The sequence below is a fragment of the Streptomyces sp. NBC_00457 genome (genome assembly GCF_036014015.1).
Classification (GTDB): Bacteria; Actinomycetota; Actinomycetes; order Streptomycetales; family Streptomycetaceae; genus Streptomyces.
Genome location: NZ_CP107905.1, coordinates 307,272 through 331,684, shown reverse-complemented (window position 1 = coordinate 331,684; position 24,413 = coordinate 307,272). Strand labels below are relative to the sequence as shown.

Below are 24,413 nucleotides of genomic sequence, written 5' to 3'. Positions count from 1 at the left end.
ATAGAACACTGTTCGTGACAGAGGATATGGATCAGGATGTGGACGTGACCGTGTCCGGAGCCGGGCCGGTGGGCCTCGTACTCGCCGCGGAACTGGCGCTCTCAGGGGCGTCGGTGCAGATACTCGAGCGGCGGGCCGAGCCGGACGAGGCCATGAAGGCACAGTCGATCAACCTGCCGACGGCCGAGGCCCTCGACCGCCGCGGCCTGCTGCCGGCCGCCGAGGCGGTGCAGCGCGAACTGCTCGAACGTGTGGGGTCGTTCGCCCGCACGACCTACGATCCACCACCCGGTGGCGGTCGCGCGCCCGAGACACGGTTCACCGGGCACTTCGCGGGGATGGTCCTCGACGCCGACCTCGTCGACTGGTCGGATCCCGACCTAGCCGCGCACACCGTGGCCGAGGGCGCGAGGATGGTGCCGCAGCGCGAGCTGGAGGCGCTGCTCGCCGCGCACGTCGCGCGACTCGGCGTACCGGTGCGTCGCGGGGTGGAGGTCACCGCGCTGGACGACACCGGCGACGGGGTGCTCGTCGGCACGAGTGCCGGTACGGTGCGCACCGGGTGGCTGGTCGGGTGCGACGGCGGGCACAGCACCGTGCGTCGCCTCGTGGGCATCGGCTTTTCCGGCACCGATCCTGAACTCACCGGGTACCAGGCGGTCGTCGACATCGCCGACCCTTCGATGCTCGGACACGGCTGGACGTGGACGCCCCAGGGGGCCTACCGCTACGGGCCCCAGCCAGGCCGGGTGGCCACCGTCGAGTTCGACGGCGCTCCCCAAGCTCGGTTGCGCTCGCGCGGGACCCCCATGGAGCCGGTCACGCTCGAGGAGGTGCAGGGCAGCCTGCGTCGGGTCTCGGGCACCGACGTCACACTGACCGCACTGCGCGCCACCCCGACCCGCTGGACCGACAACGCCCGCCAGGCCGATACCTACCGGTCGGGACGGGTGCTGCTGGCCGGCGACGCCGCACACGTGCACCCGCCGTTCGGCGGTCAGGGGCTCAACCTCGGGGTCGGCGACGCGATGAACCTCGGCTGGAAACTCGGTGCCGTGACCGCCGGTCGGGCACCCGAAGAACTCCTCGACACCTACGACGCCGAGCGCCGTCCGCTCGGCGCCTGGGTGCTGGACTGGACGCGGGCCCAGACCGGGGTGATGCGCCCGGACGCCAAGTCGGCCGCGCTGCGCCAGGTCCTCGCCGATCTGCTGAGCACCCGGGCGGGCACGACGTACGCGGTCAAGAAGATCGCCGGCGTCACGCAATGCATCGACCTGCCCGGCGACCATCCGCTCATCGGCCGGTTCGTCCCCGACCTGTGGCTGAGCGACGGCTCCCGCCTGGCCGACCACAGCCACGGCGGCGGTTTTGTGCTCCTCGACCGCACCGCGGACGGCAGGTTCGCCCGCCTCGCCGCGGCCTGGGCCGGGCGCGTCAGCTGCGTGACCGATGACCACGCGACTCCGACCGCGGTGCTCGTACGCCCGGACGGGGTCGTCGCCTGGGCCTGCGACACCACCGGCATCGCAGCCGCCACCGGCCTCGAAACCGCCCTGCACCGGTGGGCCGGCACGCCGGAAACTGGTGCCGGGCGGCGGTGACCCGGGGATCCGTCCCAGGCAGGAGTTCACCCCACCTCGGGGGGCCACATTGACGAGGAGCGCAGCGACCCCCTGCAGCGCGGGGGGTGGCGACCGGATCCCATGCCCACCGGTGTCGAAACCGCGGGCGACGACAGCACGGCCGGCCCCGACCCCGAGTAGACGCCCGGGTTGTGCTCAAGGGTTGGGCGTGTCACGCAGGCAGCGGGTTGGTGCGGAGGCTGGCCGCTGAGCGGACGAGTGATGCGACCGCCTGGGAACGGGTGCTCGGTGGCCAGGCGATCACCGTGGTGACGTTCGGTGCGTCGACGACGGGAACGGCGACGTGTTCGGGCCACTGCCAGGCTCGGCTTGAGGCGGGGATGACGAGCAGCGTCTTGCCGAGGGCCACGAGCTGAGCGAGCTTCGACTGGGTGCGTACCTCCGGTCCGGGCCCGTCCGGGTAGGACCCGTCGAGCCGGGGCCACCGGGCGATCGGCAGGTCAGGCACGTCGCGGACTTCCGCGAGCGTGAGCTGATCGCGTGACGCGAGCGGATGCCCCGCGGGAAGGATCGCAACCTGGCCTTCGACGCAGAGGTCTTCGGTGTCGAACCCGACGAGGTCGTCGTACGGGCGATGCATGAGTGCCACGTCGGCTTGCCCGTCGCGCAGCAGCCGTGCCTGCTCGCCGACCTCGCACAGGAGGACTTCGACCGGTGTCGCACCGGGTTCGTCCGCGTGTGTGTCGAGGAGCCGTCGCAGCAGTTCGTGGGACGCCCCCGCCTTCGTCGCGAGCACCAGCTGCCGCTTCGGATCCCCTGCGCGCCGCGTCCGACGCGCGGCGGCCGCGACCGTGTCGAGGGCCGCTCTGGCCTCGCGGAGCAGCACGCTGCCGGCATCGGTGAGTGCCACACCACGACGGTCCCGGTCAAGGAGCTGGACGCCGAGCCGCCGCTCCAACTGGCGGATCGCGCGCGAGAGCGGCGGTTGTGCGATTCCGAGCCGACCGGCGGCACGTCCGAAGTGCAATTCCTCGGCGACGGCTACGAAGTACCGGAGCTCGCGGGTCTCGAGATCGTCCACTCAAGCAGCTTATCGACTGATACCTGGGGAGTATCACAGCTGACTGATCCCGTATTGGACGACAAGTGCGCGGCTCGCCGAGCATGGACCGAGTGAACGACACGAAGACCGCGCTGGTAACCGGCGCGAACAAGGGAATCGGTTTCGCCATCGCACAGGGCCTCGGGGCGATCGGCTTCAGAGTCGCGGTGGGGGCTCGCGACGATGCCAGGCGCAAGGAGGCCGTCGAGCATCTGCGTGCCGCGGGCGTCGACGCGTTCGGGGTCGCCCTCGACGTCACCTCACATGACAGCGTCACCGCGGCGGCAGCGGCGATCGAGCAGATGGCAGGGCGGCTCGATGTGCTCGTCAACAACGCCGGCATCGCGGGCCGGACCGACGGTGGCGCGCAGGATCCGACGACGCTCGACCTCGACGTCGTCCGTACCGTCCTCGACACCAACGTGTTCGGGGTCGTTCGGGTGACGAACGCGATGCTCCCGCTGCTCCGCCGCGCGAACTCGCCGCGCATCGTCAACATGTCGAGCAACATGGGCTCGCTGACGCTGCAGACCGGCCCGATCATGGCCGCGTACGCACCGTCGAAGTCGATGCTCAACAGCGTCACGGCCCAGTACGCCCGCCAACTCTCCGACACGAACGTCATCGTGAACGCCTGCTGCCCCGGCTACGTCGCGACCGACTTCACCGGCTTCAACGCGCCGCGGACACCCGAGCAAGGTGCCGCGATCGCCATCCGGCTCGCCACCCTGCCGGATGACGGCCCGCGCGGCGGCTTCTTCGACGACGAGGGCGTCGTCCCCTGGTGATCCAGATGCCTGAGCCACTCGAACTTGACCATGCGAAAGGTGGGCTCGACGTCGAAGCGTCGGAGGAACCACTGCCGGCAGCGGTCGACATCTGCGGAGGTGGACCTGTGCTCGACCCCACCTACACAGCAGCACAGCTCGCGGCCTGCTCCGTGCTGGGCCTGTGGTCAGTTGATCGTGGTGGGGGAGGGGAGCCCAGCTCCCCGGGACGCCGCGACCGTCATCTGCCGCCGTACCGCCGCTGCGAATGGTGTTCCTGCGTTCGGCATACGGCAGCAAGGACCGCCAGGCGCACGTGCGCATCTCTCGGACGACCTCCTCGAACTGGCCGCGCCTACGCCGACTTCACCGCCGCCCTGGGTCTTCTCGGTGCCCCCGAAGCGGCTGCGATCTCCCACCAACGCGCCCACCACGATCACCAACATCCTGCGCTGGTGCATCACCCGAAACCGCCGTATCAGCTCCCGGAATCGGGTTTTCGGGCCAGGAAGCTGGCGACCGTCCTCTTCGCACCGTCGCCGGGTGCCTGTACGAGCCGCGCGGTGACGACGAGCCCGGCCTGCTCGAGCAGTTCGGCAAGCTGGTCTGCGGGCTGGAGATACGACGTGAACGACACCGGATGACCGCCGTATGCCGTCTCCGGCCGCAGCCGCTCACCGTCTCCCGCGTATCCGGCCATGAAGAGCCGGCCCCCGGGCGCGAGGGTGCGGTGGAACTCTGCGAACACGGTCGGCAGCAGCTCCGGCGGCGTGTGATGGGTGGAGTAGTAGGCGAGGATCCCCCCAAGCTCACCGTCCTCGATCTCGAGCGCGGTCATCGACCCCACCAGAAAACGGAGCCCCGGATACGCCTCACGGGCCACTTCGACCATCCTCGGCGACACATCGACACCGAACGCCGATACGCCCAGACCGGCCAGATACGCCGTCACCTTCCCGGGCCCGCACCCCAGATCCGCGACCGGCCCCCGCCCGCCGCCCTGCATCAACTCGGCGAAGACCCCCAGCATCGCCCGCGACAAAGGATCCAACTCACGCGGGTCCGGGACGCGTTCCGTATAGGCGGCGGCGACGGTGTCGTACGACTCCCGGACAGCAGCGAGGTAGGACGGCTCAGTCATGCGGCGAATCTAGGGCACTGCACTGACATCGGCCCGCCGCCCTCTGCCGGCCAGGTGGAACCAACGGCACGCCGTCCTCTTGTACGACGATCGCGAGGGGGGCGGGCGGTGACTCTGCGGGCTCCGAGATGGCGGCGGCCTCCGTGTCATCGCCTGCGGTGCACGCCTTGCGCATATAAAAGTATGGTCATAATATAAAACCGGCGTGCTGACGGAAGGACTCGACTGAACCGCAGTCGCTGTCCAGACACCCCAGGTAGAAGGGCACGGTCATGAACGACGCTCAAGGAGTACGAGGCGACGCGGTCACGTCGTACAAGAACGCACCCACCCACACCCTCACCGCGGGGGGAGTGACCTTCGCCTACCGCGACCTGGGCCCGAAGGCCGGCGTCCCGGTGGTCTTCCTCACTCACCTTGCCGCGGTCCTCGACAACTGGGACCCCCGGGTCGTCGACGGCATCGCCGCCAGACATCGCGTCATCACCTTCGACAACCGGGGTGTCGGAGCCTCCAGCGGTTCGACCCCGAAGACCATCGAGGAGATGGCGAAGGATGCCGTCACCTTCATCCGGGCGCTCGGGCTCGAGCAGGTCGACATGCACGGCTTCTCGATGGGCGGCATGATCGCCCAGGTGATCGCCCAGGACGAACCGCAGCTCGTCCGTAAGCTGATCCTCACGGGCACCGGCCCCGCGGGTGGGGAGGGCATCAAGAACGTGACCCGGCTGTCCCATCTCGACACCGTCCGGGGCCTGTTCACGCTCCAGGACCCGAAGCAGTTCCTCTTCTTCACCCGCACCGCGGGCGGGCGCCGAGCCGGGAAGCAGTTCCTGGCCCGTCTCAAGGAGCGCACCCACGACCGGGACAAGGCGATCTCCCTCACGTCGTACTTCGCCCAGCTCAAGGCGATCCACCGCTGGGGGCTCGCGCAGCCCCAGGACCTCTCCGTGATCCATCAGCCCGTGCTCGTCGCCAACGGCGAGAGTGACAGGATGGTGCCGACGAAGAACTCGTTCGACCTGGCCCGGCGACTGCCGGACGCCGACGTGGCCGTCTACCCTGACGCCGGCCACGGAGGCATTTTCCAGTTCCACGAGCAGTTCGTGGCGGAAGCCCTCGACTTCCTTGAGCGGTAGTGGGTGCCAGGGACGGGCGGTCGTGAGTCGAGGTCGCCCGGCAGAGGTCGACCACCACACTGCTGCGGCTCGGTCGTTCCTCTCGGTGCATGAACGCGTGGGCGTTCTCGATTCCCTGCTCGAGGACCTCGTCGGCGAACTTGTGGTCGGTGAGGGCGCGGGACAGTTGCAGCGTCCCCACCATCATGGTGAAGAGCCCGATGGCCTTGCCGCGAGCGGACTGCGGATCCGTAGGCGCCAGCCGGGCGGCGATCTCTGCCATGATGGCCTTCGCGCCTTCGGTGTACGCCTGCTTGGTGACGTCCGCGCAGCGGCCGATCTCGTCGAGCAGTGCGGCGGACGGGCATCCGGCGCCCGGCTGGTCACGATGCTCGGGCGACAGATAGTCGCGAACGAAGTCCTCGAATCCCTGTCGGCCGGGCCGCAGCGCGTCGTAGCTCTCCGCCTGCGTGCGCAGTTCCTCGGCGACGACGTTTGGCGACGAGGACGTCCTTGGAGGCGAAGTGGGCGTAGAAACGCTCCGTTGGTGAGCCCGGCGTCCGCCATCAGTGTCGAGATGCCCGAGCCGTCTATCCCGTCCTGCTTGAATCGGTGGCCGGCCTTCTCGCTGATCCGTTGCCGCGTCACCTGCTAGCTCATGATCTGACGCATATAATATTACCGATGGCTGAGTATCTGTAAGTAAACTCAAACGCGATTAGAATCGCTCCCATGGATGCGTGGACCGAAGTTCTCCAAGACACCGGCATGGACACCCGACTCGACCGGGACACGTCCAACTGCTCGATCGCGCGGACTCTTGAGATCGTGGGCGAGAAGTGGACGATCCTGATCCTGCGTGAAGTGTGGTACGGCTCGTCCCGGTTCGGTGACTTCGAACGTGTGCTGGGCTGTCCTCGTAACCTTCTGGCGACGCGGCTTCGGATGCTGGTGGGGGAAGGGATCCTGGCGACCGAGACGTACAAGGAGCCCGGTTCGCGGAGTCGGCCGAAGTATGTGATCACCCCGAAAGGCATGGATCTGGTGCCGGCCGTGATGGGGCTGCTGCAGTGGGGCGACCGCTATCGCGCAGACCCGGAGGGGCCGGCGGTAGTGGCGCGACACCGCGAGTGCGGCGCGCACGTCGGTGTCCAGATCGGCTGCGAACAAGGCCACCCGGTGCAAGTGAAGGACATCGAGAGCGTCCCCGGCCCCGCCTTTCGCATGAGACCGTCCGGATGACCTGAGGACTCTTCCGTCAGCTGCCGTGATCCCGCCGCTCTGTCGTGCACGCGTCTGGCGGAGGCGGACCGTGGTGCGGTTTCCGCAGCGGGACATGGCACACCAGCGGCGGTTGCGTGCCGGGGAGCGGTCCAGGAAGCGCAGTGCGCAGCGGTCCGCTCCGTGGCGACGGGGACGTACGTCTGGATGCAGTTCACCGCGTTCAGCAGTCGTTCGATCGGCGGCTGAGCGGCGGCGTCGTGGATGTGCCGTGGCGCGCGGAGACCGCCGGATGCGCTCGCCCACCGTCGGGCAGGGCTCCTACCAGCGGTTCAGAGGGTGTGACCGGCACGGCGAAGAACCGGGCGTAGGGCATCGATGACGCCGTGGTCGTCCACCGTGGAGGGGATGGGCTCGTCGCGGCCGTCGGCGATGCCGCGCATGGTCTTGCGGAGGATCTTTCCCGAGCGGGTCTTGGGGAGGGCGGCCACGACCGTGACGTCCTTGAGGGAGGCGACGGCGCCGATGCGTTCGCGGACGAGCTGGACGAGTTCGGCCTCGACCTGGCTCTGTTCGCGGTCGGTGCCGGCCTTCAGGACGACGAAGCCGCGCGGGATCTGGCCCTTGAGTTCGTCGGCGACGCCGATGACGGCGCATTCAGCGACGTCGGGGTGGGCGGCCAGGGCCTCTTCCATGCTGCCGGTGGACAGCCGGTGTCCGGCGACGTTGATGACGTCGTCGGTGCGGCCCATGACGAAGACATAGCCGTCCTCGTCGATGTGGCCGCTGTCGCCGGTGAGGTAGTAGCCGTCGTAGGCGGAGAGGTAGGAGGCGACGTAGCGGTCGTCGTCGTTCCAGAGGGTGGGCAGTGCGCCGGGCGGCAGGGGCAGCCTGACGACGATCGCGCCGTCGACGCCCCCGGGCGTCGGCTGGCCCGAAGGGTCGAGGACTCGGACGTCCCAGCCCGGCAGCGGGCGGGTGGGGGAGCCGGGCTTGACGGGCGCGGCTTCGATGCCGACGGGGTTGGCGACGATGGGCCAGCCGGTCTCGGTCTGCCACCAGTGGTCGATCACAGGGACGTCCAGGAGAGCGCTCGCCCAGTGGTACGTCTCGGGGTCGAGGCGCTCGCCGGCGAGGAAGAGGTAGCGCAGGTGGGAGAGGTCGTAGCCGGCGGTGAGCGCCCCCTTCGGGTCCTCCTTGCGGATGGCCCGGAAGGCGGTGGGTGCCGTGAACATGGTCTTGACCCGGTACTCGGCGGCGACGCGCCAGAACTGGCCCGCGTCCGGGGTGCCGACCGGCTTGCCCTCGTACAGAACCGTCGTCGCGCCGGCCAGCAGGGGCCCGTAGACGATGTACGAGTGCCCGACGACCCAGCCGACGTCGGAGCCGGTGAACATCGTCTCGCCCGGGCCCACGTCGTACACGGCGCCCATCGACCAGTGCAGGGCGACCGCGTAGCCGCCGCAGTCGCGCACGACACCCTTGGGTTTTCCGGTCGTTCCGGATGTGTAGAGGATGTACAGGGGATCGGTGGCGGCGACGGGAACACAGGCGGCCGGTGGTGCGGCGGCGACCAAATCGGCCCAGTCGAGATCGTCGGGCCCCAACTCGGCCGGTTCCTGCGGGCGTTGCAGGATCACGTTCTTCTCAGGCTTGTGGACCGCGAGTTCGATGGCCCGGTCGAGCAGGGGCTTGTACGCGATGACCCGCTTGCCCTCGATGCCGCAGGAGGCGGAGACGACCACCTTGGGGGCCGCGTCGTCGATGCGGAGGGCGAGTTCGCGCGGGGCGAAGCCACCGAAGACGACCGAGTGGACGGCGCCGATGCGTGCGCAGGCGAGCATGGCGACGGCGGCCTCGGGGACCATCGGCATGTAGATCACCACGCGGTCGCCGTGCCCCACGCCGAGCTGCGCGAGTGCTCCGGCGAAGGCCGCCACCTCTTTCCTCAGCTGCGTGTAGGTGTAGGTGCGCCGGGTGTCGGTCACGGGGGAGTCGTAGACGAGCGCGGGTTGTTCGCCTCGGCCGGCTTCGACGTGTCGGTCGAGCGCGTTGAAGCAGACGTTGAGCCGGCTGTCGGGAAACCAGCGGTAGAAGGGTGCGCCCGAGGAATCCAAGGCGCGTTGCGGAGCGACATCCCAGTCGATGCCCTCTGCCGCCTTCAGCCAGAAGCTCTCCGGGTCCTCGGTACTGGCGCGGAAGACATCCTCGTACGTTTCCATCGCGCACTCCTTTGTGGCATCGAGGGACGGTGGTAGGGCTGTGTACGGAGCAGTGTCGGACACAAGTACCGCATGCCGGCCGGCAGACCAAGCCGTCAGGTGCGGCTGCCGCTCACGCGCCGAGGTGCTGACGGAGCCAGTGCCCCATCTGCTGGATCGTCTGGTCCACCTCCGGTGAAGTCAGAACTCCTTACGGTCGTATCGGTCCGTCACGCCGAAGCCGAACACCGCGGCCGCCGTGAGGTCGGCGGCCATCGGCACCCAGCGGGGTCAGGGTCTGTGGGCGGCGCTGTCTCACTCGTTGTCGGGTGCCATCGAGACCACGACCTTGCCGGCCTTGGTGCGGCCCTGCTCGACGTGTGCCATCGCCTCGAGCGTGCGGTCGAACGGGAAGGTGGTGTCGATGACCGGGCGGAGCTTCCCGCTGTCGTAGAGGACGCCGAGTTTGCGCAGCTGGGAGCCGTTGGCCTGCATGAAGAAGAACTCGTAGCGCACGCCCAGCGCTTTCGCCTGTTTGCGGATCTTGCGGCTGAGTACGTTCATGACCAGGCCCAGGATGGAGGGGGCGCCGAGTTGCTTGGCAAAGGCGGGGTCCGGCGGGCCGACGACACTGACGGCCAGGCCGCCGGGCTTCAGTACGGTCAGGGATTTCTCGAGATTCTCTCCGCCCAGGGAGTCCAGCACCAGGTCGTAGCCGGACAGCACCTTCGCGAAGTCTTCCTTGGTGTAGTCGACGACGATGTCGGCGCCGAGGCTCCTGACCAGCTTCTCGGAATCGGTGCGCGCGGTCGTCGCCACCGTGGCGCCGAGGTGCTTGGCGAGCTGGATGACCGTCGAGCCGAGGCCACCGGCACCGGCGTGGATGAGCACCTTCTGGCCCGGCTTCACGTGGGCACGGTCGACGAGAACCTGCCAGGCGGCCAGGGCCACCAGCGGCACCGCGGCTGCCTCTTGGTGGGTCAGGGAGGCCGGCTTGGGCGCGACATCGTCCATGTCGATCGCGATGTACTCCGCGAAGCCTCCGATCCGCAGGTCGCGTGGCCGGGCGTAGACCTCGTCGCCGACTTCGAAGCCGTGTACGGCGTCGCCGACCCGGGTTACGACGCCGGCGAGGTCGTGGCCGAGCACGAACGGACGCTTGTGCTTGATGAGCTGTTTGAACTCCCCGTCGCGGATCATCTTGTCCAGCGGGTTGATGCTGGCGGCCCTCACTCTGACCAGGACGTCGCGGTCTCCGACGGTCGGCTCAGGTACCTCGGCGGCGCGCACTCCGTCCTTGCCGTACTTCTCGACGACGAATGCCTTCACGTCGGCCGCCTTTCTGCGTGGGTGTTCCGGTGGTCGATGTGATTCTTCGCGCAGGTCGCCCTGCGCGCCCGTTTCCTCGCGTGCGGCCGGGTTGATGTGCTGACCACGACGCTACTTTCTGAGTATAGAAAAGTAAACTCAGAGGTTGGAGTCCAGGGATCCTGGCCACCGAGACCTATAAGGAACCAGGATCGCGGCGCCGGCCGAAGTACGTGATCACGTCCAAGGGCATGGATCTGGTCCGGCCGTACTGGCGCGACACAGTGGATGGGGCGCGCGGGCTCGGCCTGCCGGGACGTGCTCACTCCGTCTGGCCCAGAGTGCGGACGTCGGCATGCTCGAACGCCGTCCCTACGGCGAAAGGCCCCGCCGCTACGAGTACCACCTCACCGACAAGGGCGAAGCCTTCGCCCCGGGGGGAGGGTGCCGTCCATCAGATCCACCCAGCACGCGGTCGCGAGCGCCACAACAGGAGCGCAGTCGCCAGGGGGGATACCGAGGGCCGTCCCGCCTGACGCCATACGGCTGCATCGAGGCGACCGGCCGATCGACCTACGCCTACGCCACCGCGACCGCCGACGAGATCGCCGCCACGTTCAGAGTTCGGTTCGGCGGCGCGCTGAAGTGGATCGTGCGCCGGCTCATGGCCGGAGGCGGGCGCCTGTTCCCAGCCGGGCGGTGACTTCACGGGGAGTGAGGGTGGAGTGCTCCGCGGAGCATTGGACGACGACGCGGACCGGCGCGTCGCAGTCGGCGTGGCGAACGTCCAGCGGGGGACCCTCGGGGCCGAGGGCGTACGCCTCGCCCCACTGGGTCAGTGCCATCAGGACGGGCCACAGGTCCCAGCCCTTGCGGGTCAGGCGGTATTCGTTGCGGGAGCGGCTGCCGGGCTCCTGGTAGGGGACGGTCTTGAGGATGCCGGCCGAGGTCAGCTTGCGGAGGCGGTCGCTGAGGACGGCCTCCGACAGGCCGATGTGACGGTGGAAGTCGTCGAAGCGGCGAACCCCGTTGACGGCGTCCCGCAGGATCAGCAGCGTCCATTTCTCCCCGATCACGTCGAGCGTGCGCTGGACGGGGCAGTTCTCCGTGCTCGCCTCAAGCCATTCCATCCCGCCATCGTAAGGGCCTGCCTTCGCCATTGACAGTCAGGTGAACGAAAGTCTAGCTTCACTGGAAAAAGTCAGCTGACAGTCAGAGGGAAGGGCGCTGGACCGTGGGGCGAACGCGTACGTATCAATGGGACGATCCCGCGATCTCGGCGGAGGCCGCCGGGCGCATGGCCGGCATCGACTTCCTGCGCGAGCTGCAGGCGGGGCGGCTGCCGGCGCCGCCGATCAACTACACCGTCGACTTCGCCCTGGACGAGGTGGAGCCCGGCAGGGCGGTCTTCTCGCTGACACCGGGCGAGGAGCACTACAACCCGATCGGCAGCGTGCACGGCGGCATCTTCGCCACCCTGCTCGACTCGGCGGCGGGCTGCGCAGTCCAGTCCACCCTCCCGCAGGGCATGGCGTACACCTCGCTCGACCTGACGGTGAAGTTCCTGCGGCGGATCACCGTGGACACGGGTACGGTGCGCGCCATCGGCACGGTCGTCAGCAAGGGCCGCCAAACCGCCCTCGCCCAGGCCCAGTTGGTCGACGCGAAGGACCGACTGCTCGCCCACGCCACCAGCAGCTGCATGCTCTTCCCGGTACCCCCACCTCGGGTGTGACTCCGCAGGCAGGCACCTCGGTCCGTTGGGGGCAGCCGGGACAACAGGGGGTGGCTCGTTCCGGGAACTCATCCGGGTTGTCGCTGGTGTAGGCGACGTGGCCGTTGTTGGAGGCGAGCAGGATGCGGCCGCCCTCGTGTCGCAGCCACCAGGTTGTGTGGGCGGCCATGGCCAGTCGCGGTAGCGCATGCGCTCAGGGAACTGCTCGTCGGGGAAGGCGTAGGCGGTGAAGCTCTGGGCGATGGCGGTGGCGTTCTGACGCACGCGAGTAGCCAGCTTGCGACCGAGGATGTCGGGAGGCACCCAGACCACACGGTGTTCGATGTTCACAGGACAGGGCAGCACCGCAATGTGGCCGCGCGTCACGGTCCCGGACCCTCTCGGCCGGTGGTCCGGGTCCCGGGCTACTCTTGCCAGCCCGCTGTCGCGGTGGCACGCATCTGCCACTGCTTCACACCCGGACCGTTCGGCTCCCACCGGTCGCAGAACTGCCGCAGCGTCTCGCATCTGGTCAGCATGGCGGCCCTGCGGACCGGCCAGGGCGGCACCTGCCCGTCGTAGGCCCGGAAGAAGTGGCCGAGTGCATCGCGGTATTCGGGGTGGTGCATCCGTACGACCCACTCACACCAGGCCAGGTCCTCGACCGGATCCCCGAGGTGCGCGAATTCCCAGTCGACCACTGCGGTGATCTCGAAAGTGCCGGGATCCAGCAGTACGTTGTTGGGGCCGAAGTCGCCGTGCACGAGCACCTTGCCCGCCCTGGGCGCGCCCACCCTCAGCGCGCTCGGTGCAGTTGCGTGGATACGGCACAGCAGTTTCCCGCAGCTCGCCAGGACCTCCACAGGGTGCCCGGCGTCCAGGAGTTCCTGGCCGGGCACACCAGCTACGAAGCCGAGCGTGAGGGTGGTCGCGGTCGCTGCGCGCACCGGCGGCACGGGCAACCGGTCCTGAAGCCGGGTCAGCAGCGTGTGTTCGCGACGGAGCCTGAGTTCGACGTCGGGACCCTCATAGGTCTTCTCCACGATGGCACCGTCGCCGACGGTGCGGTTGGTGTAGCCGTGCTTCAGCGGACGCATCCGCCGATCATCCGACACAGGCAGCACCCTGGGCGCCCCCACATCCGGACACGTCTGCCCTCGGCAACGGCCCTCGGCTGCGGTGCGAGAGGGCGCGGGCAGTGGCGTGTGCTCCGATATGCGCGTGGCGTGTGCGGGGTAGCTGACGGTGTGTGATGCAGAACACGGTCCGGATGCGGAGGGGTGTTCGCTGCCTACCTCGGGCGGGTTACGCCTGGCCAGAGGGCTACAGAGGGTGACTAGCGGTGCTTGTTGAAGGTTGCACAGCGCTCCATCCCGGGGACGCTGCGTGCCTTTCTCAAGGGGACGTGAGTGTTCCGCCCCGCACATCGCTTAGGTAGGGGACAGGCCCAACGGCCTGTCGGCGTCCGGTAGTTGGCGCCGGGTCCCTGATGACCTCGATGGAGAGGATCTTTGCTCATGTCCCCTGCCGACAGGAGCCTCGCGTGAGTTACGACGACGCCCGGGAGGGCGCCTCGCCGTCGGAGAACGGCGTGGGGCTGTCGCAGTCCATGTTCGTGCCGCTGGAGCTGCCGCTGGACTTCGAGGCCTTCTACCTCGGCCACCAGGAGCCCTTCCACGCGTACGCGGAGGTCCACTTCGGTACCCGGGCGGCCGCGGAAGAGGTCATACACGAGGTCTTCCTGGAGATCCATGCCGGATGGTCGCAGCTGCTGAGCGCCGGCAACCTCGAGCAGGGCGCGTGGGCGATCGTACGGCGGGCCGTGCACGACCGCCTTGAGCTGGAGGGGCGGGCGCCGGCGTTCGTCATCAACGGCCCCATCGCCCAGGCCCTGGACAAGGCGCTGGCCACCGCCCGGGACAAGCTGCAGAAGATGGAGTCGGCCAGCGGCCTGTACGAGGCGATCGCCGAACTGCCGGACCGTCAGTTCGAAGTGATCGTGCTCCGCTACGTTCTGGGCTACCCCACCGCCAAAGTCGCCTGGTACATCGGCATCGACGAACGCACCGTCGGCCACCACCTGCGCCGCGCCAAGGAGCGCCTGCGTATCAAGCTGGGCCTGCCCGCCCAGCGAAGGAAGCCCAAGCCCACGGGAGAAGGAGCATGACCGCCACCATCGAAACCCTCCTGACCGAGGCCCGGCTCCCGGTCTCCGCACCGCGGACGTTCGACGTCGCCGCCGGCCTGCGCCGGCTGGCCGCCGACGCCTCCCGCCGCACCCCCACCACCGAGGTCACCCGCGCCGCCCAGGCCGGCCAGCGCCTCGGGGTGGTGTGCCGGTGGGTGCTCAACGAGCCCGACGCCCCCTCGCACGTCGCAAAGATCGCCGAAGGGCCGGACCAGGGGCCGCTGTCGGAGGAGGAACTCGACGTCGACGGCGCGCTCGTCTTCGGCTGCCTGCTCTACCTGACCACGCATCCGGAGTCCGCGCAGTTCTGGTGGCAACTCGCCGCCGGTGCCGGCAGCCGCGCCGCCGCCTACTGCCTGCACTTGCACCACCTGTCCCTGGGCGAATCACGGCGGGCCTGGCACTGGCTGCACCAGCTCACCCACTCCATGGCCGACACCACCCCGCCCGACGCCGCTTTCCTGGAGGGCCTGGAGATCTTCGCACGGTACGTACGCGACAACGGCTCCCGCGCCCTCGCCCCCACGCGCCGCCTGGAGGGCGAGGTCGACCGGCTCGCCGCGCGCACACCCGGCTCCGGTGTCATCGTCGCCCGCCCCGACCGCCAACTGGTCGCCCGCCTGGAGGAGTTCACCGCAGGCCGCTGAAGAGGGCTTGAACCGAGGCGGAGGCCGACCTCGTCCACTGGACCGGCCGCGGTCGGCCCCGCCGCGCTGTGCGGCGGAGGACAGTACCGCGAGATCGCGAAAACTGGCTGTCAGGCTGGGAATCCTGTCCCGATCCCAGTCGTGATTTCCCCCGCCTGCAGCCCGGCCGGTCGCCGGGCTGCAAGGAGGCCACCGTCAGCCGCTCATTCACTGGCTTCCGACCGTGAACACGACGATGGGGAGCCCTCACCGGCCACGGTTCCGAAGCCACCGGCCGGGCGGACTCCCCGTCACGACGCCGTCCAGAAAGGGACGTCTCCCATGGACCCTAGCCCTCGTATGCCCCGGACGGGCCCCGAACGGTTGTCTGCCGCACGGAAGTGGATCGCACGCCGCCGGCGGATCGCCCTCTCCCACCTGCTGCGCGGCGCCTGCTACGGCGCCGGCACGGGGCTGATCGGCCTCGCCTTCGTATGGGTGGAACGCCTGCTGTGAGCGACAGATGGCCCACGTCCGGCGTCGCCGCGACAGCCGAAGCCGCCGGACGTGGCTCTGCGGCGGGACCGGACCAAGTGCACCGAGTCGTCCGGAGGGGCGATCGCGTCCCATGAAGTGGTGTAGTCGGGCGTCGTCCCGGAACGCGCGGGTGTCTGCCCGGGGCGTGCATCCGCTGAGCGTGCATGCTCCCTGAGCAAGGGCAGGCCATCGCGCAAGTCTCCCTGGTGAACGGGCAGTTCAACCGGAGGAGCACGCGATGGCCTTGTCTCAGTCTGAGCTGATGCGGCTGCTTGAGTCACTACGTCGGGCCGATGGAGTTGAGGCAATCAGGGTGGTGTGCGAGCGCATCCTGCAGGAGCTGATCGAGGCCGAGGCCACCGAGGTGATCGGTGCCGCGCCGGGCGAGCACTCCGACAAGCGCACGACCTGGCGCAACGGACACCGGGAGAGGCTGCTGACCACGCAGGCCGGCGACCTGGACCTGAAGATCCCGAAGGTGCGGAGCGGGTCATTCTTCCCGTCGCTTCTGGAACGTCGGCGGCGGATCGACCGGGCGCTGTTCGCCGTGGTGATGGAGGCATACGTGCACGGCGTCTCGACCCGCTCGGTCGATGACCTGGTCAAAGCACTCGGCGCGGACAGCGGGATCTCCAAGTCCGAGGTCTCCCGCATCTGCGGTGAGCTGGACGAGGAACTGACCGCGTTCAAGGAACGGCCGCTGGACCACACCGTCTTCCCCTACGTCTTCCTGGACGCCACCTACTGCAAGGCGAGGGTGAACCACCGGATCGTGTCCCAAGCCGTGGTCATCGCCACCGGGATCTCCGCCACCGGGCACCGCGAGATCCTCGGCCTGATGGTCGGCGACAGCGAGTCGAAGCCGTTCTGGACCAAGTTCCTGGGATCCTTACGGGCCCGCGGCCTGGAGAATGTCCAGTTGGTGATCTCCGACAGCCACAGCGGTCTGGTGGCCGCGATCCGCACCGTTTTCCTCGGCGCGGCCTGGCAAAGGTGCCGGGTTCACTTCGTCCGGGACGTGTTTTCGGTGATCGAGAGGGGCTCCGGGGAGATGGTCGCCGCCACCATCCGCACCATCTTCGCGCAGACCACCGGCGAGCAGGTGCGCACCCAACTGGACGTGGTCGCCGACATGCTCGGACGGCAGTTCCCGCAGGTCAAGAAGATGCTGCTGGATGCCGCAACGGACATCACGGCGTTCGCTGACTTCCCGTCGGCGCACTGGAAGAAGATCTGGTCGACCAACCCGCTGGAGCGGCTGAACCGGGAGATCAAACGTCGGGACGACGTCGTCCAGGTCTTTCCCAACCCCGCCGCCCTGGACCGGCTCGCCGCCGCGGTCCTGGCCGAACTCCACGACGAGTGGCAGGTCTTCGACCGCCGCTACCTCTCCGAAGCCTCCATGGCCGACCTCTTCACCACCAAGCCAGCCGAACCCGAACCGCAGATCACCCCACAACCGGAACCGAAACAGCTGCCCTGACTACACCACCCCACGGGACATGACCGGAGGGGCGGCCGCGATGCCGGGCTCGACATCACCAGGGACCCACTGCAGCGCCCCAACTCTTCGTTGTAGCTACGTTGGTGTTCCACCTGCGTCCGCTGGCACGGCCTGCGCACGGATCACCCGGTCACCGATCCGCCGTTCGTGGATGAGTCGCACATCCCGATCGAGAAGGCCCCCAGGCCATTGAGGCGGTCGGCCGCAACGCCGCTGAGGGCATGTGGGGCTGCTGGGCCGTGCGCTCGCCGTGGCCGGTCCGCGTCCAGCCTCAGGCGAGCTTGCAGCCAGGTCTATCCCCGAGCGGGATGATCAACTCTTCCAGGCTGCATGAATCGGTCCTGATCACGACTGCCGTAGAGCTGCCCAGTCCACCAGATCAGCATCCTTCACCCGCTGGTGGGCGAAGCATCGCGACTGCCGGTGAATCGACGCGAACTGACCGGCCGAGCACCCCACTCCGGCCGATTCTCCCCAGTGGCCGGCCCCCGACTACTGACCTGCGTCACCCGGCGACCCGGACTCAGGAGCCGGGCGCAAAGGCTGACGCGGTGTCGCTGGAGGTCGACTTCCGCAACCCGCACCGTGATCTGGTCGCCCTCGCTCACGAGTTGGTCTGGGCTTTCGACGGGTGAGTCGGTCATCTCGGAGATGTGCAGAAGTCCCTCGATGCCAGGGGGCAGTCGCACAAACACGCTGAATGGGACGATCTTCGTGACAGTTCCGTTGACGATCTGACCAGTTTGATCAGCGAACCGTACGAGGGGCGCTGCGCTCCCGGCGGGACGAGTGGATCGCCGCAGGAGTCTTCGAAGCCCTGCATCAGGCCCCGCTGAATGCCTATGACCAGGCCATCGGCCTGGATCTGGAGAATCTCGCCTTAGATGGGTGCATCGTGAAAGACCCCGGAGGCGGGGAGAACACGGGCCCCTCGCCTGTGGACCGCGGGAAGTCGGGGACCAAACGGTCGCTGCTGGTCGAAGGCGGCGGGCTCCCGATCGGATGCGCGCTGGCCGGTGCCAACCGGCACGACTCTCCGCTGTTACGCCCACCCTGGAGCCCCTTGGTCGCTTCGGCTTCCGTCTGCCCGACCGGATCACGGTGCACCTGGACTCGGGCTACGACTCGCGCGTGAGGCGCACGCTGCTTACCGAGCTGGGGTGCGGATGGCGGATCACCCCAAAGGGCGTGTTCCTGCCGATCATCCACACCCGCCGGTGGGTTGTCGAAAGGACGAACTCCCGGCACACACGGGGCTTTAAGTCACTGGCGATCGTCACGGACCGGCGTGCAGTGGTGCAGGCCGCGTGGGTAGCACTCGCCAGCGCGGTCATCGTGATCCGGCGCCTGATCCGCAAGGTATGGACGGCCTACCGATGGGACACGCGGACCGCCCGACGTCCATGACCTATCCGCGCGAACTCTTAGTCCCAATGCCGTTGTTCCAGTCTGTGGGCGTACGCTGCTGCGTAGTGCTTCCCGGGGGTGGTGCGGGTGTCTGCGGATGTCGGCGAGTTATCGGGGTTAGGGCTGCTGACCTAGGTGTATCGGCCCGGGTTGGTGGATCGTGTGGTGGCTGCCTGTGGTCGTGCGGAGCATCGCAGACGTTTGCTGCCGGCCCGGCTGGTGGTGCTTCCAACCCGACACCCGTACTGCGCGGGCCACTGACGGCGCAACTCCGTTCTGCCCTGCCCCTGCCGGTGCACCGGCAGGGGCAGAACAGGCGAATGCGGTCGTGGAACGGGTATCAGAAGGTCAGCTTCCAGCTGTCGATGTAGCCGATGTCGAGTGAGTACACGTCCTGGACGCGGAGCTTCCACGTGCCGTCGTCGGCCGGTTCGGCGGACGCGTCCACGGTGTATGTCGTGTGGATGTCGTTGCCCGAGTCACTGCTGAATTCCTTCAGCCGGTACGCCGTGCCGTCGGGGGCCACCAGGTCGATGACCAGGTCACCCCGGTAGGTGTGGATGATGTCCACCGTGACCTCAAGGTCGCTCGGCGCGTCGCCGTTGCGGCCGGTCACGATGAGCGGGGACTCCACCGGGTCGCCCGCGTCCGGGATGTCGACGTCGCCGGGGTTGACGAAGAAGTCGCCGCCGGACGGAATGACGGTCCAGGAGAACGATTTGGAGCTCTTGTCCGTCTGGCCGTCGACGCCGACCGTCACCGTGGGGGTGAAGTCGCCCTCTGCGGTCGGTGTGCCGGAGACGACCCCGGTGGCGGCGTCGATGGACAGCCCGTCGGGCAGCCCGGTGGCCGAGTAGGTCAGGTCTCCGGACCGGCTGGTGGTGGCGGAGATCCGGAGTGAGGCCGGCTGTCCGACGGCGGCCTCCTGGTCGCGCGGGGGCGTGAGCGCGATGTGGTTGACGAAGCGCGAGCCCACGTTCACGGCCGCCCAGGTGTTGCCCACGGCCTCGTACGCCTCGCTGGACCGGCCGAACAGGTCGGCGGCGGCCAGGAGGGTCGCCTCACGGGCATCCGCGTAGTCCGTGCTGGACGTCATGTACGTGGTCAGCGCCCGATACCAGACGTTGGTGGCGTTGTGCAGCCCGATGCCGGGGACGGGGAGACTGTCGTACGTCGGGCTGTCGTAAGCCACGCCGTTGACGGTCCTGCTGCCACTGCCCTCAGCGAGCAGATAGAAGAAGTGGTTCGCCACGCCGGAGGAGAAATGGACGTCGACGGTGTTGGTGGCGGGCGACCAGTAGTCCTGGGACAGCCCGTCCTTGGACGGCTCGTCCATGTAGCGCAGCGGTGTGCCGTCCCCGTTGATGTCGATCAGCTCGCCGACTTCGTAATCGGGAGTGTCCCCGGGGCTGTTGGCGAAGAACTCCGTCGCCGCCGCCATTATGTCGCTGGTGGCCTCGTTCAGCCCGCCGGACTCGCCCGCGTAGATGAGGCCTGCGGTGGTCTCGGTGACACCGTGGGACATCTCGTGGGCGGCGACGTCAAGGGAGGTCAGCGGGTTCGCGTTGCCCGCCCCGTCACCGTAGGTCATGCAGAAGCAACCCTGGTGGCCCCACAGCGCGTTGACGAAGTTGTCGCCGAAGTGGACTCGGGAGTACGCCTGTCGGCCGTCGTTGGCTATGCCGTTGCGGCCGAACCGGTCGTGGTAGAAGTTCCAGGTCTGCTGGGCTCCGTACGCGGCGTCCACGGCCGCGGTCTGGACGTTGCCCGGCGTTCCGTCGCCCCACGCGTCGTCGGCGTCGGTGAGGAGCGTGCCGGTGCCCACCATGCCGCCCGCCAGGTCGTACGTCTTGTGGTTGCGCTGCGTGTCGGACAGCTCGAATCCGTCGGCACCGCGGGTGGTGGCGACGTCGACCTTGCCGTTGAACTGGCCGTGGCCGGTTCCGGCCTGGACGCCCTCGAACTCGCGCAGGGTCTTGCCGCTCCTGGCGTCGGTGACGACGTGCAACTCGCTGGGCGTGCCGTCCTTCTGGACGCCGGTGACGACGGACTCCCAGGCGAGGGCGGGCGCTGCGTCGGCCGCCCACACGATCAGCCGAGGTGCTCCGTCCGCCTCGGTCTTGCGTGTGCCCTCGGCGTCGGCGGCCTTCAGGGCGGACTTCTCGGCCGCCGACGCCGACACGGCGGCCTTGGTGGTGGGCACGGTGATCGGGGCGTCGGTCGCCTTGGTGACGGTCCGGCCGCCGGGGCGCTGATGGACCACCAAGTCGCCGCCGATGACCGGGAGTCCGGCGAAGGTGCGCTCGTAGCGGGTGTGCACGCTGCCGTCGGCGTCCTTGATGACGTCCTTGGGCACCAACTCCTCCTTGGCGCCCAGGCCCAGGGCTTCGGAGGTGTCGTCACTGGCCTTCGTCGCGGACTTCAGCAGTTTGCCGCGCTGGGCGGGGGTGAGCGGGACGGGCGTCGCGCCCGGCCTCGGTTCGGCGGCGATCTTCGCGGGGCTCGCCGAGCCGGGATCCGGCTGGGCGCTCGCACCGGAGGCGGGAAGCCCCGCGACGAACAGCGCGGCGGTCACGACGAGGGCGCCCGCTGCTGCGCGATGGCGTAAAGAGGGGAGCGTGGTGGTTCTGTGAGGACGTCTGTCGCTCGTCACTCAATCTCCTTTGACCGCGATGTGGTGGTCCTGTGAAAGGTGCCGTGCGGTGTGAAGATGTTGGCATTGAAACGAATTAATTGTCAGCAGTGGATCAGACCATTGTCCGGAAACCGGGCCTTGCGCTTCTCGCACTCCGAGCACACGCGCGTGATCACATGCGCCTTTACACGGCTGGAACAATCGCGGCACACCTGCAACTTCAGCCACTTGGTGTTGGCCGTACCGCCGGGCTCGCCAACGAGGGCCCTGAGACGGCTGTCAGGATGCGCGGATGACCTCATCTCGCAACCTGCCGTGGTTCCCATGGCAAGCGTCTGCGCGCCCGGTTGTGGGATGCGGCTGTGCGCGAGTGCCGGGAAGAGCTGGGCATCTCGACGACTGCCTCGGTGGTCGCCGGGGAACGGCCCTTCTTCTGTGGCGTTCTGGGCGGTGACCGCTGAATGGCCTCCTCGGTCCATTCGATTTCCAAACAGCGGATCTGGCCACGGAGTTCGCTGATGCGGGTGCGTTGGGCGAGGATCTCGGGTGGGCGGCCTTGAGGGGCGTGCTCGGTTTCGGGACCCGCTCGGGCCAGGTCGCCCCACGTTCCTTGTTCTGGTCGGCGAGCAACTGTCCACGGCGTGCGCCTGAATCGGTCAGGGCGGCGGTGACTGCGGCTCTGGCCTCGGTATTGATGTCGTCGCGGCAATCGGACACTTGCGTTGTGTGAGGGGGTGCGGGTGCCCGCTGGCGGCCTAGCCTCGCGCTTTCACGGGGCGAGCTGTCCGCCTGGTGATGCTTCACCGACGCCGACGGCATGCGCCTGACCTGCTTCGCCACCAACACCCCAGGCGAAGCCATCGCCGGGCTCGAAGTGCGCCACCGCCGGCGCGCCCGCTGCGAGGACCGCATCCGAGACGCCCGCTCCACCGGCCTGAGCAATCTTCCCTTCCACGGCCTCGCCCAGAACCAGATCTGGCTGGAGATCGTCCAGCTCGCCCTGGCCCTGCTGGCCTGGATGCCGATGCTCGCCCTGACCGGCAAGACTCGCCACTGGGAACCCAAGAGGCTTCGCCTCCGCCTGTTCTCGGCCGCCGCACAACTCATCACCACCGGCCGCCGCCGCTGCCTCCGCCTCGCGGCGCACTGGCCCTGGACCGACGTGATCATCGCAGCGGCCAACCGGCTCCACGCCCTGCCGAACCCCGGCTGACCAGTACCTTCGAGTCCCTGCGGACAGCATCGCCCCACCGGAGCCGTGGAACCCGGCGCCCACCCGATGCGACAGCCGGGCCACCAGCATTCTCACGACCAACCCGCAACAGCAAAACGGCCCGACGGAAGAACCAACGGACCGCCATGCAAGATCGAGGCTAGTTCTGCGGTGCCAGGGCGCGCAGGACGCAGAACTCGTTTCCCTCGGGGTCTGCCATGACCACCCAGTTTCGGTCTGAGCCCTGGCCCACGTCCGTCTTGGTGGCGCCGAGGCCGAGCAGTCTGGTCACCTCGTCCTCGGTGCTGCCGTCGATCGGGCTGACGTCGAGGTGAAGCCGGTTCTTGACGGTCTTGCCCTCGGGTACCTGGATGAACTGCAGGGTGGGCGGCATCTGGCGGGCCCGGACATCCTCGACGGTCGGCACTCAGGAGCCGATCTCGACCTTGCCCTCGCTCCTGTCGATCACCTTGAAGTCGAGGACCTCGCACCAGAAGGCCGCGAGTCTCTCCGGATCGTGACAATCAACGGCCAACTCGGTGAACCTACTTGTCATGACTCTCCAGATAGGGCGGACGGGACTCAGAGTATTGACGGTGCCACCCGTCCGACGGATCCGAGATCTTCTTGGCCAGAGACATCAGACAGGCTTGACCCGGCATCAGGTCCACGAGAAGCCCCTGGTGGGAATGGGTCTACGAGGAACAGGCTCCGGGTACCGAGAGGTTTCGCGCGTGGACCAGTGTCACCTGCACCGGCGTGCTCCATGTCAGCCGGGCCACTGCTCAGGCCCTCGCGAAGCTGCTGCCCGAACACCGCGAGCGTCTCGGGACCGGTAAGGGCACCGTGCCCTGGGGACGTCAAACCGAGCGTGTTGATCCGCGCCGGTGCGTGGCGGGAGAGCTTGACCGCGGACACGACCAGGATCACGGCCCGAGGCGGGATGAGCACAAGGTCTGAGAAGACGCCGAGTAGCGGTCCGCCGCGCACCGCGCCGACGGTGGAGTCCGCGGCCATGACGACGGTGAAGCGGAGTTGGCGCCCGGTGATTGCTGTGCGGGGCAGGTGTGATGGGCATGCCTCGGAAGCCTCGCGAAGGCGAGGCGGCTGAACCCGCTGGGCGGCGGGACCGGCCAGCGACCGGCGTTGCGGTCGGTTGACCACCACGCCGGTGTTTGTACCTGCACCGGTATTTCTGCCCTGCGGAGGGTGCGTGCGCCTCCCACATGGCGGGATCGCCGCCGTGAGCGGTGCTGCCGGCAGGTCAGCGGTTTTCATGAACGTCGCGAGAGCCCCCGGAGCGCGATCGCTCGCGCCGAGACCGGCGGTCCTCACTGTCAGCACCGCGCGGGGGAGCGCCGGTGGAGCGGGCGGATTCCCGTGGCCGGCCGGTCCGGGCGCAGACGGCCCAGAACCCCTGTCGGCAGGCTGCCCGAGAGTCGGGCCGGGCACGGGGCGCCTTTTAGTAGCTGTCGTAGCTGGGCTTACCGTGTGGCCGGTAGACGCCGACGATGGTGCCGCCCTTCGTCGTCGAAACGCTGACCGGCTCCAGCGCGGTGGGGATAGCTCCGTCGGCGAACAGCCGCTTGCCGGTACCGATGATCACCGGGTGGATGGTCAGCCGGTACTCGTCGACGAGGCCGTGCTGCATGAGGGTCTGGGCGAGGTCGCCGCTGCCGACGACGTTGATGTTGCCGCCGTCGGACGCCTTCAACTTGCGTAGGGCATCGACGGTGTCGCCCTCCAGCAGCGTGGAGTTCTGCCACTCGACGGACGTCAGGGTCCGAGACGCCACGTACTTGTGCATGCTGTTCATCCGATGGGTGAACGGGTTGTCGGGATCGGCGGTCGGCCAGTACGAAGCGAAGATCTCGTACGTCTTGCGGCCGAGCAGCATCGCGTCGGAGTGCTCGTACCAGCCGGCGATGGCCATGCCGACCTCGTCGTCGGACACCGGTTTCTGCCAGCCGCCGTGCTCGAAGCCGCTCTCAGCGTCCTCGTCCGGACCGCCCGGCGCCTGCATGACGCCGTCCAGCGTCAGAAACGTGCACACGATGATCTTGCGCATGGTGCGCTCCCTTCGTTGACGGGTAGACGGCGCCACCGCCGGAAACTCATCGGCGGAACTTCCGCGGCGCGGCACCA

The 24,413-nt window shown here is 68.4% G+C and carries 19 protein-coding genes and 5 pseudogenes; 12 read left to right on the top strand and 12 right to left on the bottom strand.

All coding sequences use genetic code 11. From position 1 onward, the window contains the following. Positions 1 to 26: 26 nt before the first annotated feature. Complete coding sequence (locus OG828_RS01565) at positions 27 to 1,604, top strand: FAD-dependent monooxygenase (protein WP_328499815.1); 1,578 nt, start codon at positions 27 to 29, stop codon at positions 1,602 to 1,604. A 193-nt stretch (positions 1,605 to 1,797) separates the two neighbouring features. Here OG828_RS01565 and OG828_RS01560 read toward each other — a convergent pair whose 3' ends face one another. After that, on the bottom strand, positions 1,798 to 2,667 hold the full coding sequence (locus tag OG828_RS01560) for a LysR family transcriptional regulator (protein WP_328499814.1): 870 nt from the start codon (positions 2,665 to 2,667) through the stop codon (positions 1,798 to 1,800). An 83-nt stretch (positions 2,668 to 2,750) separates the two neighbouring features. Between OG828_RS01560 and OG828_RS01555 the strand changes: the two genes are divergently transcribed. Further along, entirely contained in the window at positions 2,751 to 3,476 is a 726-nt protein-coding gene (locus OG828_RS01555; RefSeq protein WP_328499813.1) for an SDR family oxidoreductase, read from the top strand. A 457-nt stretch (positions 3,477 to 3,933) separates the two neighbouring features. On the opposite strand, the gene OG828_RS01550 is transcribed toward OG828_RS01555, so the two are convergent. Further along, positions 3,934 to 4,596 carry a class I SAM-dependent methyltransferase gene (locus OG828_RS01550; protein WP_328499812.1) on the bottom strand — a complete coding sequence of 221 codons (663 nt, stop codon included), beginning with the start codon at positions 4,594 to 4,596 and terminating at the stop codon, positions 3,934 to 3,936. 272 nt (positions 4,597 to 4,868) lie between these two features. Between OG828_RS01550 and OG828_RS01545 the strand changes: the two genes are divergently transcribed. After that, positions 4,869 to 5,735, top strand: a complete 867-nt coding sequence (locus OG828_RS01545) for an alpha/beta fold hydrolase (RefSeq protein WP_328349435.1) — start codon at positions 4,869 to 4,871, stop codon at positions 5,733 to 5,735. Between the two features lie 88 nt (positions 5,736 to 5,823). On the opposite strand, the pseudogene OG828_RS01540 reads toward OG828_RS01545, so the two are convergent. Further along, positions 5,824 to 6,362 (bottom strand): annotated as a pseudogene (locus tag OG828_RS01540) (TetR/AcrR family transcriptional regulator); the annotation flags it as partial. An 84-nt stretch (positions 6,363 to 6,446) separates the two neighbouring features. On the opposite strand from OG828_RS01540, the gene OG828_RS01535 reads away from it, so the two are divergent. Next, positions 6,447 to 6,956 (top strand): winged helix-turn-helix transcriptional regulator, encoded by a 510-nt coding sequence (locus OG828_RS01535; RefSeq protein WP_328499811.1) that lies wholly within the window; start codon positions 6,447 to 6,449, stop codon positions 6,954 to 6,956. A 60-nt stretch (positions 6,957 to 7,016) separates the two neighbouring features. Here OG828_RS01535 and OG828_RS01530 read toward each other — a convergent pair. The 4 genes and pseudogenes from OG828_RS01530 to OG828_RS01515 all read right to left on the bottom strand — a co-directional run. Next, positions 7,017 to 7,241, bottom strand: a pseudogene (locus OG828_RS01530) (CGNR zinc finger domain-containing protein); the annotation flags it as partial. 26 nt (positions 7,242 to 7,267) lie between these two features. Next, positions 7,268 to 9,157 (bottom strand): AMP-binding protein, encoded by a 1,890-nt coding sequence (locus OG828_RS01525; RefSeq protein ID WP_328499810.1) that lies wholly within the window; start codon positions 9,155 to 9,157, stop codon positions 7,268 to 7,270. Between the two features lie 294 nt (positions 9,158 to 9,451). Next, on the bottom strand, positions 9,452 to 10,465 hold the full coding sequence (locus OG828_RS01520) for an NADP-dependent oxidoreductase (protein WP_328499809.1): 1,014 nt from the start codon (positions 10,463 to 10,465) through the stop codon (positions 9,452 to 9,454). Positions 10,466 to 11,106: 641 nt separating this feature from the next. After that, positions 11,107 to 11,574 carry a winged helix-turn-helix transcriptional regulator gene (locus tag OG828_RS01515; RefSeq protein WP_328499808.1) on the bottom strand — a complete coding sequence of 156 codons (468 nt, stop codon included), beginning with the start codon at positions 11,572 to 11,574 and terminating at the stop codon, positions 11,107 to 11,109. A 104-nt stretch (positions 11,575 to 11,678) separates the two neighbouring features. On the opposite strand from OG828_RS01515, the gene OG828_RS01510 reads away from it, so the two are divergent. Beyond that, positions 11,679 to 12,179, top strand: a complete 501-nt coding sequence (locus OG828_RS01510; RefSeq protein WP_328499807.1) for a PaaI family thioesterase — start codon at positions 11,679 to 11,681, stop codon at positions 12,177 to 12,179. Between the two features lie 404 nt (positions 12,180 to 12,583). On the opposite strand, the gene OG828_RS01505 is transcribed toward OG828_RS01510, so the two are convergent. Then, a complete protein-coding gene (locus tag OG828_RS01505; protein ID WP_328499806.1) occupies positions 12,584 to 13,255 on the bottom strand; it encodes a phosphotransferase family protein in 672 nt (223 codons plus the stop codon). Positions 13,256 to 13,701: 446 nt separating this feature from the next. On the opposite strand from OG828_RS01505, the gene OG828_RS01500 reads away from it, so the two are divergent. The 4 genes from OG828_RS01500 (at position 13,702) to OG828_RS01485 (ending at position 16,992) form a co-directional block, all read left to right on the top strand. Then, positions 13,702 to 14,325 carry an RNA polymerase sigma factor gene (locus OG828_RS01500; protein WP_328499805.1) on the top strand — a complete coding sequence of 208 codons (624 nt, stop codon included), beginning with the start codon at positions 13,702 to 13,704 and terminating at the stop codon, positions 14,323 to 14,325. Next, positions 14,322 to 14,993 (top strand): hypothetical protein, encoded by a 672-nt coding sequence (locus OG828_RS01495; RefSeq protein ID WP_328349427.1) that lies wholly within the window; start codon positions 14,322 to 14,324, stop codon positions 14,991 to 14,993. Before OG828_RS01500 ends, OG828_RS01495 begins: the two co-directional genes overlap by 4 nt. Positions 14,994 to 15,314: 321 nt before the next feature. Continuing rightward, positions 15,315 to 15,488 (top strand): hypothetical protein, encoded by a 174-nt coding sequence (locus OG828_RS01490; RefSeq protein WP_328349426.1) that lies wholly within the window; start codon positions 15,315 to 15,317, stop codon positions 15,486 to 15,488. A 259-nt stretch (positions 15,489 to 15,747) separates the two neighbouring features. After that, the gene (locus OG828_RS01485; RefSeq protein ID WP_328499804.1) at positions 15,748 to 16,992 is read left to right on the top strand and encodes an IS256 family transposase; all 1,245 of its coding nucleotides are present in this window, start codon (positions 15,748 to 15,750) and stop codon (positions 16,990 to 16,992) included. A 410-nt stretch (positions 16,993 to 17,402) separates the two neighbouring features. Here the strand turns inward: OG828_RS01485 and OG828_RS01480 are convergent, their stop codons facing one another. Further along, complete coding sequence (locus OG828_RS01480) at positions 17,403 to 17,816, bottom strand: S1 RNA-binding domain-containing protein (protein ID WP_328371500.1); 414 nt, start codon at positions 17,814 to 17,816, stop codon at positions 17,403 to 17,405. Between OG828_RS01480 and OG828_RS01475 the strand changes: the two are divergent. After that, positions 17,783 to 18,420 (top strand): annotated as a pseudogene (locus OG828_RS01475) (IS5 family transposase); the annotation flags it as partial. The gene OG828_RS01480 and the pseudogene OG828_RS01475 sit on opposite strands and share 34 nt — an antisense overlap. 135 nt (positions 18,421 to 18,555) lie before the next feature. Next, positions 18,556 to 18,681 (top strand): transposase domain-containing protein, encoded by a 126-nt coding sequence (locus tag OG828_RS49420; RefSeq protein WP_443062360.1) that lies wholly within the window; start codon positions 18,556 to 18,558, stop codon positions 18,679 to 18,681. Between the two features lie 79 nt (positions 18,682 to 18,760). Here OG828_RS49420 and OG828_RS01470 read toward each other — a convergent pair whose 3' ends face one another. Continuing rightward, positions 18,761 to 21,073, bottom strand: coding sequence for a M4 family metallopeptidase (locus tag OG828_RS01470; protein ID WP_328349424.1), 2,313 nt, complete (start codon positions 21,071 to 21,073; stop codon positions 18,761 to 18,763). Positions 21,074 to 21,857: 784 nt separating this feature from the next. On the opposite strand from OG828_RS01470, the pseudogene OG828_RS01465 reads away from it, so the two are divergent. Continuing rightward, positions 21,858 to 22,268: pseudogene (locus OG828_RS01465) on the top strand (transposase); the annotation flags it as partial. A gap of 160 nt (positions 22,269 to 22,428) precedes the next feature. Here the strand turns inward: OG828_RS01465 and OG828_RS01460 are convergent. Both OG828_RS01460 and OG828_RS01455 read right to left on the bottom strand, forming a co-directional pair. Further along, positions 22,429 to 22,824 (bottom strand): annotated as a pseudogene (locus OG828_RS01460) (VOC family protein). Between the two features lie 906 nt (positions 22,825 to 23,730). Further along, complete coding sequence (locus OG828_RS01455) at positions 23,731 to 24,336, bottom strand: dihydrofolate reductase family protein (RefSeq protein ID WP_328349423.1); 606 nt, start codon at positions 24,334 to 24,336, stop codon at positions 23,731 to 23,733. Positions 24,337 to 24,413 lie beyond the last annotated feature (77 nt).